The sequence below is a fragment of the Bradyrhizobium sp. PMVTL-01 genome, from assembly GCF_051861855.1.
GTDB lineage: Bacteria > Pseudomonadota > Alphaproteobacteria > Rhizobiales > Xanthobacteraceae > Bradyrhizobium.
Map to the genome: position 1 here is coordinate 261,190 of NZ_CP193982.1, position 19,472 is coordinate 280,661.

The 19,472-nt window shown below is 64.6% G+C and carries 15 protein-coding genes and 1 tRNA gene; 7 read left to right on the forward strand and 9 right to left on the reverse strand.

Annotation, left to right across the window (positions count from 1 at the left end; all coding sequences use genetic code 11):
- Positions 1 to 171: 171 nt before the first annotated feature.
- Positions 172 to 2,673, forward strand: a complete 2,502-nt coding sequence (locus ACRQ5Q_RS01230) for an EAL domain-containing protein (protein WP_439395651.1) — start codon at positions 172 to 174, stop codon at positions 2,671 to 2,673.
- A 122-nt stretch (positions 2,674 to 2,795) separates the two neighbouring features.
- Here ACRQ5Q_RS01230 and ACRQ5Q_RS01235 read toward each other — a convergent pair whose 3' ends face one another.
- Both ACRQ5Q_RS01235 and trxA read right to left on the reverse strand, forming a co-directional pair.
- The gene (locus ACRQ5Q_RS01235; protein ID WP_439372324.1) at positions 2,796 to 3,473 is read right to left on the reverse strand and encodes an LON peptidase substrate-binding domain-containing protein; all 678 of its coding nucleotides are present in this window, start codon (positions 3,471 to 3,473) and stop codon (positions 2,796 to 2,798) included.
- Positions 3,474 to 3,503: 30 nt separating this feature from the next.
- Positions 3,504 to 4,427 carry a thioredoxin gene (trxA, locus tag ACRQ5Q_RS01240; RefSeq protein ID WP_439395652.1) on the reverse strand — a complete coding sequence of 308 codons (924 nt, stop codon included), beginning with the start codon at positions 4,425 to 4,427 and terminating at the stop codon, positions 3,504 to 3,506.
- A 274-nt stretch (positions 4,428 to 4,701) separates the two neighbouring features.
- On the opposite strand from trxA, the gene ACRQ5Q_RS01245 reads away from it, so the two are divergent.
- From ACRQ5Q_RS01245 to ACRQ5Q_RS01260, 4 genes are all read left to right on the forward strand, one after another.
- Positions 4,702 to 4,776: transfer RNA gene (locus ACRQ5Q_RS01245), tRNA-Gly, on the forward strand.
- 75 nt (positions 4,777 to 4,851) lie between these two features.
- Entirely contained in the window at positions 4,852 to 5,838 is a 987-nt protein-coding gene (locus ACRQ5Q_RS01250; protein WP_439395654.1) for an NAD-dependent epimerase/dehydratase family protein, read from the forward strand.
- 379 nt (positions 5,839 to 6,217) lie between these two features.
- Positions 6,218 to 7,492: a PQQ-dependent sugar dehydrogenase gene (locus ACRQ5Q_RS01255; protein ID WP_439372321.1), complete on the forward strand. Its 1,275-nt coding sequence runs from the start codon at positions 6,218 to 6,220 to the stop codon at positions 7,490 to 7,492.
- A 213-nt stretch (positions 7,493 to 7,705) separates the two neighbouring features.
- Complete coding sequence (locus ACRQ5Q_RS01260; RefSeq protein WP_439372320.1) at positions 7,706 to 8,299, forward strand: c-type cytochrome; 594 nt, start codon at positions 7,706 to 7,708, stop codon at positions 8,297 to 8,299.
- An 87-nt stretch (positions 8,300 to 8,386) separates the two neighbouring features.
- Here ACRQ5Q_RS01260 and panE read toward each other — a convergent pair whose 3' ends face one another.
- From panE to ACRQ5Q_RS01280, 4 genes are all read right to left on the reverse strand, one after another.
- Positions 8,387 to 9,310, reverse strand: a complete 924-nt coding sequence (panE, locus tag ACRQ5Q_RS01265; RefSeq protein ID WP_439395656.1) for a 2-dehydropantoate 2-reductase — start codon at positions 9,308 to 9,310, stop codon at positions 8,387 to 8,389.
- 112 nt (positions 9,311 to 9,422) lie between these two features.
- Entirely contained in the window at positions 9,423 to 10,031 is a 609-nt protein-coding gene (locus ACRQ5Q_RS01270) for a 2-hydroxychromene-2-carboxylate isomerase (RefSeq protein ID WP_439395658.1), read from the reverse strand.
- Positions 10,032 to 10,121: 90 nt separating this feature from the next.
- The gene (locus ACRQ5Q_RS01275) at positions 10,122 to 11,471 is read right to left on the reverse strand and encodes an MATE family efflux transporter (protein ID WP_439395660.1); all 1,350 of its coding nucleotides are present in this window, start codon (positions 11,469 to 11,471) and stop codon (positions 10,122 to 10,124) included.
- 90 nt (positions 11,472 to 11,561) lie between these two features.
- Positions 11,562 to 12,158: a DUF2239 family protein gene (locus tag ACRQ5Q_RS01280; protein ID WP_439372316.1), complete on the reverse strand. Its 597-nt coding sequence runs from the start codon at positions 12,156 to 12,158 to the stop codon at positions 11,562 to 11,564.
- Positions 12,159 to 12,306: 148 nt separating this feature from the next.
- Between ACRQ5Q_RS01280 and ACRQ5Q_RS01285 the strand changes: the two genes are divergently transcribed.
- Entirely contained in the window at positions 12,307 to 12,972 is a 666-nt protein-coding gene (locus ACRQ5Q_RS01285) for a glutathione S-transferase family protein (protein WP_439395662.1), read from the forward strand.
- A 114-nt stretch (positions 12,973 to 13,086) separates the two neighbouring features.
- On the opposite strand, the gene ACRQ5Q_RS01290 is transcribed toward ACRQ5Q_RS01285, so the two are convergent.
- Positions 13,087 to 14,382: an MFS transporter gene (locus ACRQ5Q_RS01290; RefSeq protein ID WP_439395664.1), complete on the reverse strand. Its 1,296-nt coding sequence runs from the start codon at positions 14,380 to 14,382 to the stop codon at positions 13,087 to 13,089.
- Positions 14,383 to 14,477: 95 nt separating this feature from the next.
- Positions 14,478 to 16,226 (reverse strand): gamma-glutamyltransferase, encoded by a 1,749-nt coding sequence (ggt, locus tag ACRQ5Q_RS01295; protein ID WP_439395666.1) that lies wholly within the window; start codon positions 16,224 to 16,226, stop codon positions 14,478 to 14,480.
- 102 nt (positions 16,227 to 16,328) lie between these two features.
- Between ggt and ACRQ5Q_RS01300 the strand changes: the two genes are divergently transcribed.
- Positions 16,329 to 17,714, forward strand: a complete 1,386-nt coding sequence (locus ACRQ5Q_RS01300; protein ID WP_439372313.1) for an MFS transporter — start codon at positions 16,329 to 16,331, stop codon at positions 17,712 to 17,714.
- 153 nt (positions 17,715 to 17,867) lie between these two features.
- On the opposite strand, the gene purH is transcribed toward ACRQ5Q_RS01300, so the two are convergent.
- On the reverse strand, positions 17,868 to 19,460 hold the full coding sequence (gene purH / locus ACRQ5Q_RS01305; RefSeq protein WP_439395668.1) for a bifunctional phosphoribosylaminoimidazolecarboxamide formyltransferase/IMP cyclohydrolase: 1,593 nt from the start codon (positions 19,458 to 19,460) through the stop codon (positions 17,868 to 17,870).
- Between the last annotated feature and the right edge of the window lie 12 nt (positions 19,461 to 19,472).

Genomic DNA, 19,472 nt, shown 5'->3' on the forward strand with positions numbered 1-19,472 from the left:
TCCACGGGGCGGAACCATCCTGACCAGTGCAAACTACCTCCAACTTCCTGTGTCATTTGCCGGGAAAAGTTTACCTCACGATAGGCATGCAACTAGGCATTGCAGAAAATTAACGCGGACAAAGTCTGATCGGCTCAATCCTCGATAGTATTGACGAGGGAGCGATATTGAATGTTCCGCGTTTTTAATTGCCTCACGGCGGAGCACGACTGGCGGCTTGTCCTGCTGGCTGGCCTGGTTTGCTTCGCTGCAAGCATTGTAGCCGTCAGCATCTTTCATCGGGCAGTCGCCTCGCGAGCCTGGACGCGGCAGATCTGGATTGCGATTGCCGGCGCGTCGATCGGCTACGGAATCTGGGCAACGCATTTTGTCGCAATGCTCGCCTACGAGCCCGGCGTGCCGACCGGTTACGGCCTCGTGCTGACGGCGCTGTCGCTCGCCGCGGCGATGATCCTGACCTCGGGCGGGTTTGGCGTTGCCGTCAACAATTCCGGCCGTTGGCGCGCGGTTGCCGGGGGCGGCATCATCGGCGCCGGCATCGCAAGCATGCACTATATCGGCATGTGGGCCCTCGAGGTGCCGGGTCGTGTCACCTGGTCGCCGGCGCTGGTGTTCATCTCGATCGTCCTTGGCATGGTCCTGGGCTATGTTGCGCTCGCGGTTGCCTTGGACCGCAAGAACAAGTGGGGGACTTTTGCCGCGGCGCTGCTGCTCACGCTCGCCATCGTGTCGCATCATTTCACGGCCATGGGCGCGGTGCAGATCGTTCCAGACCCGACGCTGGCAAGCGATACATTGTCGCTTTCGCCGACCTTCCTTGCCGTCGCAATCGCGGGTGTGGCCCTGTCGGTGCTCGGAATGAGCTTCGTGGGCGTGCTCGCCGATCGCCGCCTTGCGGCCAGAACCAGCAGATTCGAGCAAATCATCAGTGAACTTTCGCTCGCCAGGCAGCAGGTGGAAGATTCGCAACGGGAAATCCAGGAGCAGAAACTCAGGCTGGATACGGCCATCAACAACATGGTCGAGGCGCTCTGCATGTTCGATGCGGAGAAGCGGCTTGTCGTCTGCAACGAGCGCTATGCCCTGCTCTATCAGCTGCCGCCGGAACTGCTGAGAACGGGGACCCCTCACGCCGACATCATCAGGCATCGCGTCATGACCGGTATCCTCAAGAGCGACAGCAGCGAGGGCGCCGCCGAGCAATTCATATCGAAACTGGCGGCCCTGCCGTTCAATGCCGTATCGAGCAGGATCGACGAGTTTTCGGATGGCCGGCTGATCTGCGTGACGCGACAGCCGATGGCCGGTGGCGGATGGGTGGCCACCCATCTCGACGTGACCGAGCAACGTCGGTCCGAGGCCAAGATCACCCATATGGCGCAACACGACGCGCTGACCGATCTGCCAAATCGCGTGCTGCTCAGGCAGCGGATGGAGCATGCGATTGCGGTGACGCGGAACGGCGGCCTCGATCTGGCCGTGCTCATGCTCGACCTCGATCGCTTCAAGGAAGTCAACGACACGCTTGGACATCCGGCGGGCGATGCGCTGCTGCGCGCCGTCGCTGCCCGTCTGCGCGAATGCGTCACGGAAACCGCGCTGATCGCACGACTGGGCGGCGACGAGTTCGCGGTGATCGATTACGTGACCAACCCGGCCGTGGAGGCCGCCGCGCTTGCCGAGAACATCAGAAAGGCGCTTTGCGAACCCTTCGATCTCGGCGATCACCGGGTCACGGTGGGTACCAGCATCGGCATTGCCATAGCACCCCGCGATGGCAACGATTCCGACGTGATCCTGAAGAGCGCGGATCTGGCCCTCTACTCGGCCAAGAGCGGCGGACGTGGTGCATTCCGCTTCTTCGAGCCGGAGCTCGACGAGCTCATGCATGCGCGACGCAATTTGGAGCGCGACATGCGGGCTGCACTCGCGGGGCGTCAATTCGAGCTTCACTATCAGCCGTTCGTCGACGCCGCGGCCGGAAAGACCTGCGGCTTCGAGGCCTTGCTGCGCTGGCATCACCCGCAGCGAGGCCTGGTCCTGCCGGGCGAATTCATCCCGCTCGCGGAGGAGACCGGCTTGATCGTGCCGCTCGGAGAATGGGTCTTGCGGACCGCCTGTGCGGAAGCGGCCACCTGGCCTCAACATGTCACGATCGCGATCAACCTGTCTCCCGCCCAATTCAGGAGCAAGGAGCTCGTTCCGGTCATTGTCGGCGCGCTGGCAAGCTCGGGGCTTGCGCCGCACAGGCTCGAGCTCGAGGTCACCGAGACGGTGATCATGCATGACAGCGAAGCCGTCTTTGCGGCGCTCGCCCAGTTGCGCGAGCTCGGCGTGCGCATCGCCCTGGACGATTTCGGCACCGGCTATTCATCGCTGAGCTTTCTGCAGAGATTTCCGTTCGACAAGGTCAAGATCGACCGCAGTTTCGTCAACGAACTATCAAGTCCGCGCGCAGAGGCGCGCCATCTCGCGCGCGCCGTGGTTCGTTTCGCGGTCAGCCTCGGCAAGACGACGACCGCCGAAGGCGTCGAGACGAAGGAGCAGCTCGACATCCTCCGCGAGGAAGGGTGCGTCGAAACGCAGGGCTATTATTTCAGCCGGCCGATGCCTGCATCCGACATTGCCGGAATGCTGCGGCGAGATTCCGGAGCAGCGATCCGCGCGGCGTGAGCCGTTGAAGCGCGATGAGATTGGGATGAATCGATTTGCGCTAAGGCTCGGTTCACCTCTCCCCGTCGGCGAGAGGTGAATCACCGACAGCCCGCCGACCTAATTTCATCATGTTTGGAGCCTCACTGCAGCGGCGGATCGCCGCTGGTGCGCTTCTTGGCGAGGTCCATCTCGGTGACCGCGATCAGGATCTCGGCGCGGGTCTTCAGGTCGGGCGCCTCGAGCATGGCCTGCTTTTCGGCGGGACCGTAGGGCGACATCATCGCCAGCGCGTTGACCAGCGCCTCGTTGGGCGCGCTCTCGACGCCCTCCCAGTCGACCTTGAGATTGTTGGCCTTCAGGAAGTCGGCGAGCACCGAGAGCAGCGCTTCGCGATCCACCTGGTCCTCGCCCATGCGCGCGGTGAAGTCGTCGACGAAGGCGAAGAAATCCACCTTGCACTGCCGGTAGGCGGTGAGCACCTCGAGCTCCTCGATCACCTTGAAGCGCGCGACGCCGGTGAGCTCGAGGATGTAGCGGCCGTCGCCGGATTCGGCGAGCTGGGTGATGCGGCCGACGCAGCCGACGCGGAACAGCGCCGGCTTGTCGGAATTCTTCGGCGAATGCGCCACGTCGGGCTGGATCATGCCGATCAGGCGATGGCCGTCGCGGAAGGAATCGTCGACCATCGCGAGATAGCGGGGCTCGAAGATGTTGAGCGGCATCTGGCCGCGCGGCAACAGCAGCGCGCCCGGCAGCGGAAACACCGGAATGATTTCGGGAAGGTCGGCGGGCCCGCGATATTCGATGTTGATCGGCATCTGGTCCCCGCTGACGCTGGTACGCTTTCCCTACGAAAACAGGATCGTCGACAGGCGCTTGCGTCCCTCGACGGTCGCATCATCCGTGCCGCCCCAGGCCTCGAAGAACTGCACGAGCTGCTTGCGGGCGCCGTCGTCGTTCCACTTGCGGTCGCGCTTGACGATCTCGAGCAGCTGCTCGGTTGCGGCGGCGCGATTGCCTTGCGCGTTGAGCGCGGTCGCGAGGTCGAACCTGGCCTGATGATCGAGCGGGTTTGCGGCGACTTTCTGTTCCAGCTCGGCCACGGGCCCGAGCTGCTCGGCCTGCTCGGCGAGATCGATGGTCGTCTGCACCGCTTTCACAGCGGGATCGTTGCGCTTGGATTCCGGCACCAGGGCCAGCGTCTGCTTGGCCTGCTCCATCGCGCCGGAGACGGCGTAGCATTTCGCAAGGCCCGCGAGCGCCGCGATGTTGGTCGAATCATGCTGCAGCGCCTCGGCATAGATCTGCGCCGCGGCCGCGGCGTCGCCCTCGGCAAGCACGGCATCGGCTTCCTGCACGATCTCGGCGACATTGACCTCGCCCGGAGCGGTGACGCCCTTGGTCAGCTTTTCGATGAAGGCGTTGAGCTGGCTCTCGGGCACCGCGCCCATGAAACCGTCGGCCGGCTGGCCGTTGACGAAGGCGATCACGGCCGGGATCGATTGGATCCCCATCTGGCCCGGGATTGCCGGGTGCTGGTCGATGTTCATCTTGACCAGCTTGACCTTGCCCTTGGCCGCCTTGACTGCCTTTTCCAGCACCGGGGTGAGCTGCTTGCAGGGGCCGCACCACTCCGCCCAGAAGTCGATCAGCACCGGCTGGCGCTTCGATTCCTCGATGACGTCCTTTACGAAGCTCTGGGTGGTGGTGTCCTTGATCAGATCGGCCGCAGCCGGGTTCGCGGCTCCGTTACCCTGGTCGATGATCGTCACGGGATCCCCTCGTCTGATGTCTGGAATGGCGGCTATTTAGCACGTCGCCAACGCCGATGCTTGTTGTCGGCTCCTAAATTGGGCCGAATGGGCCGAATTTCAATCCGTCCGGGCCGATTCTGCGGGTCCGGCGCGTTTCCGGGCCATTTGGCCGCATTCGGGGACCATTTAGGGCCCTTAATTGCGAATCTATGCTGCCGGTAGCTGTTGCATTCCCCTCCCGCTTTTGGCATACGACAGCCGTTGCCGGCGCGTCACGCGACCGACACAGGATGCGGGTGTAGCTCAGTGGTAGAGCACGACCTTGCCAAGGTCGGGGTCGAGGGTTCGAGCCCCTTCGCCCGCTCCAGTTTTTCCAGAGCACCCAGCTAGGCCGGATCGGACCGTGGTCTTCCACGCTGCTGGCGGCTGTATTGGGTTTGGAATGACAATTCTGGTCACCGGCAGCGCAGGGCACCTCGGCGAGGCCCTTTTGCGGACGCTCCAGGCGCGTGGCTCACCTGCCCGCGGGCTCGATCTGAAGCCCTCCCCCGTCACCGATGCCGTCGGCTCGATCGTCGATCCCGGCTTCGTGCGCGAGCAGATGGACGGCGTCGCGGCCGTGATCCACACCGCGACGCTGCACAAGCCGCATGTGGCGACTCACTCCAAGCGGGACTTCGTCGACACCAATGTCACCGGCACACTCAATCTGCTCGAGGCGGCCGCGGCCGCCGGCGTGAAGAGCTTCGTCTTCAGCAGCACCACCAGCGCGTTCGGCGCGCAGCTGCGCCCCGAAGCGGGACAGGCGGCGGTGTGGGTCACCGAGGAGCTGCCGCCGGTGCCCAAAAACATCTACGGGACGACCAAGCTGATGGCGGAGACGCTGTGCGAGCTGTTCTTTCGCGAGCGCGGCCTGCCGGTCGTCGTGTTGCGAACGTCGCGCTTCTTTCCGGAGGACGACGACGATCCGGCGCTGCGGTCGGCTTACCCGCTGGACAACGCGCAGGCCAACGAGCTGCTCTATCGCCGGCTGGACATCGCGGACGCGGTGAGCGCCCATCTGCTCGCCGTCGAGCGCGCGCCAAAGATTGGTTTCGCGCGCTACATCGTCTCGGCCACGAGCCCGTTCGAGCTGCATCATCTCGCGGCGCTGGCGGATGACGCGGCGGGCGTCGTGCGCGCGCTCTATCCGGATTGTGCGCCGCTCTACGCCGCGCGCGGCTGGCGCCTGTTTCCGCAGATCGACCGCGTCTATGTCAACGCGCGCGCCCGGCGCGAACTGGGCTGGCGGCCCGAATTCGACTTCGCGCATGTGCTGCAGAGCCTTCGTGGGGGCCAGGATTTTCGCAGCACGTTGGCGCGCCAGGTCGGGTCAAAGGGCTATCATGATGCGGTTTTCGACGATGGACCTTACCCCGTCGCCTTCTGATCACCGCTTTTGCAGTTTTGCTCGACCTGTCAAACGCCTGCGCGGTGTCGCCGCGCGCAAAATCGGCCTGAGGCATTCTACGGTGCATGGGGTTGTTTTCGTACTTTTGCTGGGGGCCTTCCCGCTGCGTGCAAACTGAACCACGCGCCATCTAGATTCCGCGTTGCAGCGAGATCGTCGCTGTTGCCGCGCGGGCGCCGGCAGCAAATCCGTCTCAACTTTTATTGAGCGCAACCGCAGCACATGCGATGCGCTTCTCACCGCTCGCAGATGTGCTAACCTTTTTGGGTCTGTCGTCCTGACAGACTCCGAACTTCGCCTACTCAAACAGCAAAACAAGAACGTGCAGCCCTGACGGCTGCCTTAGGGGAGTGACGCGATGACATCGATGTTCCATCGATCCGTGTTGGCGCTTGCAGCGGTTGCCCTTCTTGCCGGGACCAGCGTCGTCAATGCGCAGCAGCAGGACAAAAACCGGGCCCTGAAGAAATACGAATCCGGGACCAAGGAATTCTGGACCCATCCGCCGGATGACTGGTTCCTCGGCGACGAGACCGAGGCACAGAAAGGCCTCGCGCCGCCTTCGGGTCCGCCGACCGGCGCGTCGGAGGCCGAGCTGGCGGCGATGATGAAGAAGATCAAGCTGCCGCCGGGCTTCAAGATCGAGGTCTATGCGCCCGGCGTTCTCGCCGCGCGGCAGATGGCCTGGGGTGACAAAGGCACGCTGTTCGTCGGTTCGTTCGGCCTCGGCAACGTCTATGCCATCAAGGACAACAACGGAAAGAAGGAGGTCAAGACCATCCTCAAGGGGCTGAACATGCCCACCGGTCTCGCCTTCAAGGACGGCGCACTCTATGTCATCGCGGTCGACAAGCTGATCCGCTACGACAACGCCGAGGCCAATCTCGACAATCTCGGCGACGGCAAGGTCGTCTATGACGACATGCCGTCCTATGCCGCGCATGGCTGGAAGTACATCGCGGTCGACAAGGAGGGCTGGTTCTTCCTGCCGTTCGGTCCGCCCTTCAATGTCGGCATTCCCCCGACCAGCGTGTCGCAGATCCGCCGCGTCGATCCCAAGACCGGCAACGCCGAGATCTGGGCGCTCGGCGTCCGCAACTCGGTCGGCGGCGACGTCGATCCGCGCACCGGCAAGTTCTGGTTCACCGAGAATGCACGCGACTGGGTCAGCGACGATCTGCCCTCCGACAAGCTGAACATGATCAGCAAGATCGGCGAGCACTTCGGCTATCCCTATTGCCACCAGGGCGACCTGCCCGATCCGAAGTTCGCGATGGGCCACAAATGCTCCGAGTTCACGCCGCCGGTGCTGAACCTCGGCGCGCATGTCGCTCCGCTCGGCATGAAGTTCTACACCGGCGATCAATTCCCCGCCGAATACAAGAACAACATCCTGATTGCCGAGCACGGCTCCTGGAACAGGCACAAGTACCAGGGCGCACGCATCATGCGCGTGATCGTCGGGCCCGACGGCAAGAACGCCAAGCAGGAAGTGTTCGCATCCGGCTGGCTCGAGGGCGACCAGGGTTATCTCGGCCGGCCCAATGACATCGTCCTCGCCAAGGACGGCTCGATCCTCGTCGCCGACGACTGGGCCGGCGCGATCTATCGGATCAGCTACAGCAAGAAGTAGCGCTAGGCGAACCGGAGGCTGCGGTGGCCACGAGGCGGCCGCAGCCTCTTCCATTTTGAAGTCTCATGCTCTCGTTCCGGATTGCGCGCCAGCGCAGTCCGGAACCCATAACCCCGAGTCGTGTTTAGGATTGGCAGATGCGCAATTGCGCATCATAGCTCGTGCTCCGCACGCCACGGAACGACGACCAATCGATGGATCGGAAGCCTCATCATGCGCCGGCAGTTCATCTCGCACGTGATCAGCGTGGTTGCGGTCGCAGCGCTCGCATTCATCCCAGTCCAGGCTGCCGACAATTCCGCAATCAAGGACAAGGCATCCGTCTGCGCCGGCTGTCACGGTGAGAACGGCGTTTCGCAGACGGAGAACATTCCATCGCTGGCCGGCCAGCCCGATCAGTTCATCCAGTGGCAGCTGGTGTTCTTCCGCGCCGGCTCGCGCAAGAACGACCAGATGCAGCCGATCGCGGAGGAGATCACCAACGAGGACATCCGCAATTTCGGCGCCTATTTCTCGCAAATGACGCCACCGAAGGCAGCGTCAGACGACGATCCGGAGCTGTCGAAGAAGGGCGCCGAGGTCGCCGTCGGCCGCCGCTGCGCCTCATGCCACACCGACGGGTTTGCCGGCACCAAGGCGGTGGCGCGGCTCGCTGGCCAGCGCGAGGAATATCTCGTCAAGGCGCTGCACGACTACAAGGCGGGCGCGCGCGTCGGCGGCGGCGTCGCGGCGATGGCCGATGTCGCCTATCACATGAGCGACGAGGAAATCACGGCAGTCTCGCATTATCTGGCGAATTTCAAATAGCAACGAGGTCGTTGCGTCAAACTCTGCTGGTCGTCCCGGGCTCGCGCTGCGCGCGCCTCGGGACGACACCGAATGTGTGGCTACTACCTACCCCGCCCGCTGCCTCTCATACGCCTTCAGATGCGTGTACGCGATGCGAAGCTTCGGCACCGGCACCTTGGCGGCATCGGCGCGCGCGATGAGGTCGCCGATGACGTGATCGGCCTCGACCGGCAGGCCCGCCTTGATGTCGCGGAACATCGACGCCGTCATCGGCGAGCCCTCGGCGGTGAGGTTGCCTTTCACCCGCTCGAAGAACGGGCCACCCGGCGGGTAGCCGGACGCCGTGGCCACGGCGCTGGTCTCGTCGAGCATGCCGAGCAGGAAGTCCCGGCCGCCGGGCGCGGCGAGGATGTTGCCGACGGAGGTGCGCATCAGGCTGGTGCTTGCCGCGAGCGAGGAGAGGAACACCCACTTCTCCCACATGTCCTGCATGATGTTCTGGCTGGCAGACGCGCCATTGATGCCGCTCTTGAAGGCCTCGTCGATCGCCTTGACGCGATCCGACAGCTTGCCGTCGCGCTCGCCGTAATTGAGCGACTGCATCGGTTGGAGCTGCACCACCTCGCGCTTCTCGTTCAGCGTCGCGGCGATGGCGCACAGCCCGCCGAGCACCCGCTCCTTGCCGAATCTGGCATCGAGGATGTCGAGATGCTTCATGCCGTTGAGCGTGGGGATGATCGATGTGTTCGGCCCGACCGCGGGGGCGAACGATTTGATGGCGTCGTCGAGGTCGAACGCCTTGCAGCTGAGCAGCACGACGTCGAACTTGTCCTTGAGCGCGTCGGCCTGCACGGTCGGCGGATTCTTCAAGGTCACGTCGCCGTTCGGGCTCTTGATGACGAGGCCGTCGCTCGCAAGCTCGCCGGCGCGGCGCGGCCGGACCAGGAAGGTAACGTCGCGGCCGGCCTGTAACAGCCTGCCACCAAAATAGCCGCCGATGGCGCCCGCGCCGACCACGAGGATACGCATGGGATATTCCTTTTTGTTGCTATTGGCGGTCCATCTATAGTCGTCATTGCGGGCTAAGCGAAGCAATCCAGAATGCTGGCGCGATCACATTCCGTCGTCGGCGAAGGAGGGTCTACTTCTCCAGCACCATCTCCTCGACCTCGCGCAACTGCTCCTTGCCGAAGAACATCTCGTTGCCGACGAAGAAGGTCGGCGAGCCGAACGCGCCGCGGGCGACCGCCTCCTCGGTGTTCTTGATCAGCTTGCCCTTCACCTCCGGTTCCTGCGCGCGGGCGAACAACTTTTGCGCATCGAGGCCGGAAGACGTCAGCGCCTTTGCCGCGATCTCGGGATCGTCCATCTTCTTCGGTTCGCGCCACATGTGGTGAAACGCGGCCTCGACATATTTCTCGAACACGCCCTCGAGCTGCGCCGCGATCGCGGTTCGCATCAGGTTCAGCGTGTTGACGGGGAAGAAGGGGTTCATGACGTAAGGCTGCACCTTGAAGCGCTTGATGAAGCGCTCGGTCTCGACCTGATGGAATTCGCGCTTGTTCTTGATGCCGGCGAGTGTCTCGGCCGGCGATTTGTTGTTGGTCGACTTGAAGATGCCGCCGAGCAGGATCGGCACATATTCGAATTTGACGCCGATCCGCTGCTCGATTGCCGGGATCGCCAGATGGCTGAGATAGGCGTTCGGGCTGCCGAAATCGAACAGGAATTGCGGGGCTGTGCGGGGCAAGTTCGTTCTCCCTGGAGGCGCTTTTTTGGCATTGTGGCGCAGGCTGCGCCACAGGTCCATCGTTTAATGACGGCCATAATACTTTGACGGTCAGATCAGGCGCCGGATTGCCCGCTTGCGCCACACCAGAAGGTAATAGCCCATCTGCAAGAGGAACATGGCGCAGAACACGATGGGATATGCGGCCCACACGCCCTCGAGGCCGACGGTGCGGCTGAGGATGATCGCAGCCGGCAACTCGATCGCGACGACCGCGAAGATCGAGAGCAGCATGGGCGTGAAGGCGACACCGGCAGCACGCATCGCGCCCGAAAACACCGTGGCCAGACCGAACGGCACCGAGCTCCACAAGGCGATGTCGAGCAATTCCTTCGCCAGATCGAGCACGGCGCCGTCGGTGATGAAGATGCCGAGCACGGCGCGTGGTGCGAGATGGATCAGCGCGACCAGCCCGCCGGTCAGGGCGATGTTGAACGCAAGTCCGGTGCGCACGATGCCGTCGAGCCGTGTCCTGTCGCCGCCGCCGACGGCCTGGGCGCCGAGGATCGAGACCGCGATCGAAATCGACATCGCCGTGAACTGCGTGTAACCCATCACCTGGTTGACGGCGCCATAGGCGGCCGTGGCGTTCGAGCCAAAACCGTTGACGAGTCCGAGCAGCACCAATTCGGCGATCGCCATCACCATCATGCCGATCGCGCTCGGCAGCCCGATGCCGAGGATTTTTCCGAGCATGGCTCTGTTGAGCCGGAGATGACGCAGCAATGCAGCGTCCGGTGCGAGCGCATGCTTCTCCCGCAGCAAGTAAACGGCCAGCACGAGCAGCGTCAGTGCGTTCGCGATTGCCGCCGCCCATGCCGGGCCGGTGATGCCGACGGCCGGCAATCCGAACGTGCCGCGGATCAGCATCGGCGTCAGGATCAGGCCGATCGTGGTCGACAAGGCCAGCGCCAACAGCGGCCTCAGCGCGTCGCCGACGCCGCGGATCATTGCCGTCATCAGCAGGAAGACGAAGCCGAGCGGCATGGTGAACAGCATGATGCGGGCATACGCGCTGGCCTGGTCGAGAATGTCAGCGGGCGTCGCGAGCATCGTCATCAATTGCCGGCTGAAGATCCCGCCGACCAGCGCAACCGACATCGACAGCAGCAGGCCGACCGCGAGCGTCGTGCCGGCGACGCTTGTAATCTTGCCGTGCTCGCCCGCGCCAAAAGCCTGGCCGATCAGCACGGTGGCGCCGGTGCTGAGGCCCATGACGAAAGCGAACAGGAAGAACATCACCGGGAAGAACGCCGACACCGCCGCCAGTGCGTCGACGCCGATCATCTGGCCGAGATAGACATTGCTGACGGTGCCGAACAGCGATTGCAACGCATTGCTCAGCATCAATGGCGCGAGGAAGCGGAGGAACGTGGTCCAGTGTGGCTTTGGAGCAGACATTGGCTGGGCCTTTCATCAGGGCGTGCGAAGCCGTTGCCGCGCAAATGCGCGGCTTGGGCCGTCGATGGGGTGGAGAGAGGAGCGCCGCGCCTAAGCGCGGTCGCTGTAGGCGAGTTTGACGATGTGGTCGCGGATATCAGTCGGCCACTCGGCTATCAGGCCGGTGAAGCGTCGCCGGTCATCGGCGAACAGCGCGCGCGAGGCTTCCTCGAATTGCGGCAAATTGCCCGCCATGGTCGACATGAAGTGATAGGCCGCATCGCGCGCCTGCCGCGCGCGGTCCTTGTCGCCGCTGGCGCGCCTCGCCTCGTCGACGAGCCTCCGCAATGCGACCGAGGCGCCGCCCGGCTGCGCGCCGAGCCACTCCCAGTGCCGCGGCAGCAGGGTCACCTCGCGCGCGACCACGCCGAGCTTCGGCCGACCGCGTCCGCGCGGCTCGGCTGGCTCTGCGGTCACCTCAACCGGGGGCGGGACAAGCTTCGCGAGGCGCGCCAGCACCTCGCGGTCCCCGCCGCGCAGATCGAAGTCAATCGATCGGCCCGTGGCGTCCTCGAAGATGATGATGGGCTCGTCCGGCCGCGGCGCCACCCGCTTGACGACCAGCGCGACCTCGCCTGCCGGCCCGGACACCAGGCGCCGCTGGCCCTGGAAGGCGGTGAAAATCTTCTGCATTGGAAGCATTGCCATTTTGACGACGTTGGCAATTTAATACCCGGGTAAATTATCGACGTCAATATACCCGGGTGAAAATATCGCACCCGACGGCTCGACATTGTGTTCTTGGGCTGGCACGAACGCCCCGCCAACCGACCACGCCTAGCCCGGGGACCCCACGATGCTGACCGTTCACCACCTCAACAATTCGCGCTCCCAACGCGTGCTGTGGCTGCTCGAAGAGCTGGGCGTGCCCTATGAGATCGTGCGCTACCAGCGCCAGCCGGACATGCGCGCGCCGAAGGAGCTGCGCGCCATCCACCCGCTCGGCAAGTCGCCGGTCATCACCGACAGCGGCAACACCATCGCCGAGTCAGGCGCGATCATCGAATATCTCCTTGCCACCTCCGGCAACGGCCGGCTGATTCCGCCGCCGAACACGCCGGAGCGGCTGCGCTTCACCTATTGGCTGCACTATGCGGAAGGCTCGGCGATGCAGCCGCTGCTGCTGAAGCTGCTGTTCACGCTGATGCCGAAGCGCGCGCCGGCGCTGCTTCGCCCGCTGGTGCGCAAAGTCTGCAACCAGGCGCTGACCGCGCTGGTCAATCCGCAGCTCAAGCAACACATGGATTACTGGGAAGGCGAGCTCGCGAAGAGCGAATGGTTCGCCGGCAACGAGTTCACCGCCGCCGACATCCAGATGAGCTTCCCGCTGGAAGCGGCGCAAGCGCGTGGCGGCCTGGAGCAGGGCCATCCCAGGGCGATGGCCTTCCTGGAGCGCATTCATGCCCGCCCGGCCTATGCGCGCGCGCTGGAGAAGGGTGGGCCGTATCAGGTGGGGCGTTAAGCCACTCTTGTCATTCCGGGGCATGCGAAGCACGAACCCGGAAATCTCGAGACCTCAGGTGCGCAATTACGCACCAGAGTTCGCGCTCGCGTGCCCCGGGATGACCGCCAAAAACTAATCCGCGTGCAAAACGCGTCCGCGCGTCTCCGGCAGCGCAAACGCGGCGATGAAGAACACTGCATAGGCTACCACCGCGAACATCGCGATCGCATTCGCGAGCGACGTCGTCGCCGACAGCGCGCCGACGAGGAACGGAAACAGCGCGCCGATGCCGCGGCCGAAATTGTAGCAAAAGCCCTGACCGGAGCCGCGCAGCCGCGTCGGATAGAGCTCCGTCAGGAACGCGCCGATCCCTGAGAAATAGCCGGAGGCGAAGAACCCGAGCGGGAAGCCGAGCACCCACAGGATCTCGTTGGTCAGCGGCAGCTGCGTGTAGAGCAGCACCACCGCCATCGCGCCGATCGAGAAGATCAGGAACAGATTGCGCCGACCGATCCGATCGGCGAGCCAGGCGCCGGTGAGATAGCCGATGAAGGAGCCAATGATCAGCGTCGACAGATAGCCGGTCGAGCCGACGATCGACAGATGCCGCTCCTTCGTCAAAAACTGCGGCACCCAGAAGGTGATGGCGTAATAGCCGCCCTGGCAGCCCGTCGCCATCAGCGACGCAAGCACCGTGGTCTTCATGATCGGGAAGGTGAAGATCTCCCAGAGCTTCGGATGACTGCCGGTTTCCGCGTGCCTGGCGCGTGCCTCGGCCGCGATCTCCGGCTCGGTCACGGAGCGGCGGATGTAGAACACCAGCAGTGCCGGCAGCGCGCCGATCACGAACATCCAGCGCCAGGCCGTCTCCGCCGGCAGGATCGAGAACAGGATCGCCTGCGACAGTACGGCGAGGCCCCAGCCGACCGCCCAGCCGGACTGCACCGAGCCGACCGCGCGCCCGCGATATTGCGGCCGGATCGCCTCGCCCATCAGCACGGCGCCCGCGGCCCATTCGCCGCCGAAGCCGAGGCCGAGCACGGCGCGTGCGATCAGGAGCTGGTCGAAATTCTGCACGACGGCGCAGACCAGCGAGAAGAACGAGAACCAGATGATGGTGATCTGCAGCGTCCTGACCCGGCCGACATGATCGGAGAGATAGCCGCCGAGCCAGCCGCCGATGGCGGACGCCAGCAGCGTCACAGTGCCGGCGAGGCCTGCGGAGGCCGCATCGACCTTCCACAGCGCGATGATGGTGCCGATCACCAGCGGATAGATCATGAAGTCCATGCCGTCGAGCGCCCAGCCCGCGGCGCAGGCCCAGAACGTCCGCCGCTCCGGCGGGTTCATGTCTCGGTAGAACGCGAGAAGGCTGGTGTCCTCGATCTCGGCGCGTTCGATACGCTGGTTCGGATCGGCTGTCGTCATGTGCGTTTCCCCGGCAGTTTCTTGTCGCCGCGGTGGTAGCACGCGCCTCGGCCTGAGCAAGCGGGCGCGCGCTCCCTTGCCATGCAGCGCCGCGTTTACTGTCCTACGGCTTCCGCGCCGCGCGTGCGCGGATCGGGCGCGCCGAGGAGCCCGTTCGGCGTCACGAGAATCGAATTGGCCGACGTCTGCCCCATCGGCTCGACGATGACGTGGTCCATGGCCTTGAGCGCGGACAGGACCTCGTCGGAGAAGCCGCGCTCGACGCGCACTTCGTCCGGCAGCCATTGATGATGCAGCCGCGGCGTGGCGACGGCAGCGGCGACGTCCATTTTGTAATCGAGGACGTTGACGATCACCTGGAGCACGGTGGAGATGATGCGGCTGCCGCCGGGCGAACCCGTCACCAGCACCGGCTTGCCGTCCTTCAGGACAATGGTTGGCGACATCGAGGAGAGCGGCCGCTTGCCGGGGCCGGGTAGATTGGGCTCGTAGCCGACGAGGCCGTAGGCCTTGGAGGCACCAACCGCCGCGGTGAAATCGTCGAGCTCGTTGTTGAGCAGCACGCCGGTGCCTTCGGCGACGAGGCCGACCCCGTAGCTGAAATTCAGCGTGTAGGTGTTGCTGACCGTATTGCCGCGGCTGTCGACGACCGAAAAATGCGTGGTGTTGCTGCCCTCGCGCAGCGCGTCGACGGCTGAGGCCAGTTGCTTCGACGGCGTGGCGCGATCGGCGGAGATGCCTGCACGCAGCCTGGCTGCATAGTCCTTCGATGTGAGAGTCTCGATCGGCGCGTTGACGAAAGCGGGATCGCCGAGATAGCGCGCGCGATCCGCATAGGCGCGCTTCATGGCCTCGATCAGGAGATGCAGCGAGGCCGGCGATCCCTGCTTCAGGTCGCCGAGCTGAAAGCCTTCGAGGATGTTGAGCGTCTCCACCAGCACCACGCCGCCGGAGGACGGCAGCGGCATCGAGACGATGTCGTAGCCGCGATAGCTTCCGCGCGCCGGCGTGCGGATCACGGGCTGATAGGCCTTCAGGTCGGCCGTCGTCATGATGCCGCCAGCGTCGGACAGCGCCTTGGCGAGCTTGTCGGCAACCGGGCCCTCGTAGAAGCCGCGCGGCCCCTGTGCGGCGACGGCCGACAGCGTATCGGCAAGATCGCCCTGCACCAGTCGATCACCTTCGCCGAGCGAGCTGCCGTCCGGTCGTGAAAAGATCTTCGCCGACGAAGGCCAGCGCGCGAGACGCCGATGCCAGCCCGGCAGGCTGTCGGCGATGTCGTCGCTGACGACGAATCCGCCGCGGGCGAGCCCGATCGCGGGCTCGAGCAGTTGGGCCAGCGTGAACTGGTCCGAGCCGTATTTCTCCAAGGCCAGCGCCAGGCCTGCGACGGTGCCGGGCACGCCGACGCCGAGCGCGGAATCGCGCGACTTCGCGGCATCGGGCTTGCCGTCGGGACCCAGGAAGATTTCCGGCGTTGTCGCTGCCGGCGCGATCTCGCGATAGTCGATCGCGATGTCCTCGTTGCGCTCGGCGGAATGGATCACCATGAAGCCACCGCCGCCGATATTGCCGGCGCGCGGATAGGTCACCGCCATCGCAAACCCGGTCGCGACCGCGGCATCGACCGCATTGCCGCCACGCCGCAGGATGTCGGCGCCGACCTGCGCGGAGATCTTCTCCTGCGCCACCACCATGCCGCGCTCGGCGGCAACGGCGTGCACCGTATCGAGCGGCGGCGGAACATAGGCCCGCCGGGCATCCTGCGCGGTTGCAGGCGCAAGTCCGAACGCCAGAGTGGCCAGGAAGGCGACAAATGTCCGCCGGGTCCAATATGACGACATTATCGAATTTCCGCCGTGGTCTCGGGCCGGTTCACAAGCCTCTCCTTAAGCTATACCGTTTGCGCCAAGAGGGACAAAACTGTTCGTGATGAGGACTTCGGAATGACGACGATCGCCCCCGATGTGCGCATGGCCGGCGTGCAGCGGACCTATCCGCCGCGTGCGGCTGTCGTCAGCTGGATCTTCTTCGACTGGGCCGCGCAGCCCTATTTCACGTTGATCACGACCTTCGTGTTTGCGCCCTATTTCGCCACCAGTGTTGCGCCGGATCCTGCCACGGGCCAATCACTGTGGGGCTTCGCAATGGCGGCTGCGGGGCTCGCCATCGCACTGCTGTCGCCGGTGCTCGGGGCCATCGCGGATGCGTCCGGCCGCAGGAAGCCATGGATCGCAGGGTTCGGCGCGCTGCTGGTGCTGGCGTCCTGCACGCTGTGGATCGGCAAGCCCGGTGATCCCTCGGTCATTCCGCCGCTGCTCACGGCGGTGGCGCTCGCCAGCGTCGGTGCGGAATTTGCCACCGTCTTCAACAATGCGATGATGCCGACCCTGGTGCCGCCGGAGCGGATCGGCAGGCTCTCCGGCACCGGCTGGGCCACGGGCTACATCGGCGGTATCGTCAGCCTGATCATCGTGCTCGGCTTCCTCGCTGCCAATCCCGAGACTGGCCGAACGCTGCTCGGATTTACGCCACTGTTCGGGCTCGATCCCGTCAGTCATCAGGGCGATCGCATCGTCGGACCGCTGACCGGGCTGTGGTTCATCATCTTCGTGACGCCGTTATTCCTGTTCACGCCGGATTATCCGGCGAAGCTGCCGGTGCGTGAGGCGCTGCGCGAGGGCCTGCTGGAGCTCAAGCAATCGATCAAGGGACTGCCACAGCAGAAATCGCTCGCGGCGTTCCTGCTCGCCAACATGATCTACACCGACGGCCTGGTGTCGCTGTTCGCGTTCGGCGGCATTTACGCGGCCGGGACCTTTGGCTGGCACACGATCCAGATCGGCAGCTTCGGCATCATGCTCGCGATTGCCGGCACGTTCGGCGCGTGGCTTGGCGGCAAGCTGGACGATCATCTCGGGCCGAAGCGCGTCATCGCCGGCAGCCTGCTGGTGCTGCTGCTGTCGGTGGCGGCGATCCTTCTGGTCGACAAGGACAGCGTGTTGTTCGTCAAGGTGACGCCGCCGGAAGCAGGCGCGCCGCTGTTCTCGAGCGCGGCCGAGCGCGCCTATCTGGTGCTGGGTTGTCTGATCGGTGCCGCCGGCGGCCCGCTTCAGGCCGCCTCGCGCACGCTGCTGATCCGCCTCGCGCCAAAGGATCGCATCGCGCAGTATTTCGGCCTGTTCGCGCTGACCGGGAAGGTTACGTCCTTCATCGGCCCGTTGCTGATCGGCATGATCACCGCCGCGACCGCGAGCCAGAAGGCGGGTATGGCGGTGCTGGTGGTGTTCTTCGTTGCGGGGCTGGGGCTATTAGTGCGGGTGCGGGATTAGCCCCACTACGATCACACCCCATCATTGCGAGGAGCGAAGCGACGAAGCAATCCAGACTTCCTCTGCGGAAAGATTCTAGATTGCTTCGCTGCGCTCGCAATGACCGGGTCGATAGGATCGTCGTGGCTCTTGCGGCCCGCTCCGACCATCGGTTCAGTGCCTGAAGTGCCGCGTGCCCGTGAACACCATGGCGATGCCGTGCTCGTCGGCGGCCTTGATCACCTCGTCGTCGCGCATGGAGCCGCCGGGCTGCACCACGGCGGTGGCGCCGGCCTCGATGCAGGCCAGCATGCCGTCGGCGAACGGGAAGAATGCATCCGACGCGACGACAGAACCTTTTGTAAGCGGCTCGGCGATCTTCAGCTCGGCGGCCGCATCTTGCGCCTTGCGCGCTGCGATCCGGGCTGAATCCACCCGGCTCATCTGTCCCGCGCCGATGCCGACGGTGGCGAGATCCTTGGCATAGATGATGGTGTTGGACTTGACGTGTTTTGCGACCCGGAACGCGAACTTGAGATCGCGCATCTCGGCATCGGTCGGCGCGCGTTTGGTGACGACCTTGAACGTCATGTCGTCGACCACGGCGTTGTCGCGGCTCTGCACGAGCAGGCCGCCGGCGACCGTCTTGGCCGTGAGGCCGGGCGCGCGCGGGTCGGGCAGACTGCCGGCGAGCAGCAGGCGCAGGTTCTTCTTCCCGCCGATGATGGCGATCGCTTCCTCGGTCGCGTCGGGCGCGATGATCACCTCGGTGAAGATTTTGGTGATCTCGCGCGCGGTGTCGGCGTCGAGCGCGCGGTTCATCGCGATGATGCCGCCGAACGCCGAGGTGGAATCGCAGGCCAGCGCCCTGCGATAGGCCTCGACGAGGTTCGCACCTTCGGCGACGCCGCAGGGATTGGCATGCTTGACGATGACGCAGGCGGCAGTGCGCTTGGCGTCGAATTCGCCGATGCATTCATAGGCCGCATCGGTGTCGTTGATGTTGTTGTAGGAGAGCTCCTTGCCCTGGAGCTGCCGCGCGGTCGAGACGCCCGGGCGCTTGTCCGGCGTCGCGTAGAAGGCCGCGGTCTGGTGCGGGTTCTCGCCATAGCGCAGCGACTGGATCAGCCGACCGCCGAAGGCGCGGAAGTCGGGCGCGTCGATCTCGAGCTGCCGGTTGAACCAGTTCGAGATCGCGGCGTCGTAGGCCGCGGTGCGCGCATAGGCCTTCGCGGCGAGACGCCGGCGCAGCTTCAGCGTGGTGGCGCCGTCGTTGGTGGCGAGTTCGTCGAGCACGGCCTTGTAGTCGTCGGCCTCGACCACGACCGCAACGTCGTCGTGATTCTTGGCGGCGGCGCGGATCATCGCGGGGCCGCCGATGTCGATGTTCTCGATGCAATCCTCGAAGCCCGCGCCTTTGTCGACCGTCGCTTCGAACGGATACAGATTGACGACGAGCAGATCGATCGGCGCGATGCCGTGCGCCTTCATCGCCTCGGCATGTTCCTTGTTGTCGCGGATCGCGAGCAGGCCGCCGTGCACTTTCGGATGCAGCGTCTTGACGCGGCCATCCATCATTTCGGGGAAACCGGTGAGGTCGGAGACGTCCTTCACCTTGAGACCGGCAGCAGCGATGGCCTTGGCGGTGCCGCCGGTGGAAACCAACTCGACATCATGTGCGGCAAGCGCCTTGGCGAATTCGATCAGGCCGGTCTTGTCGGAAACGGAAAGCAGGGCACGGGTAACGCGGCGGGGATGGTCAGTCACGAGCAAGATCCT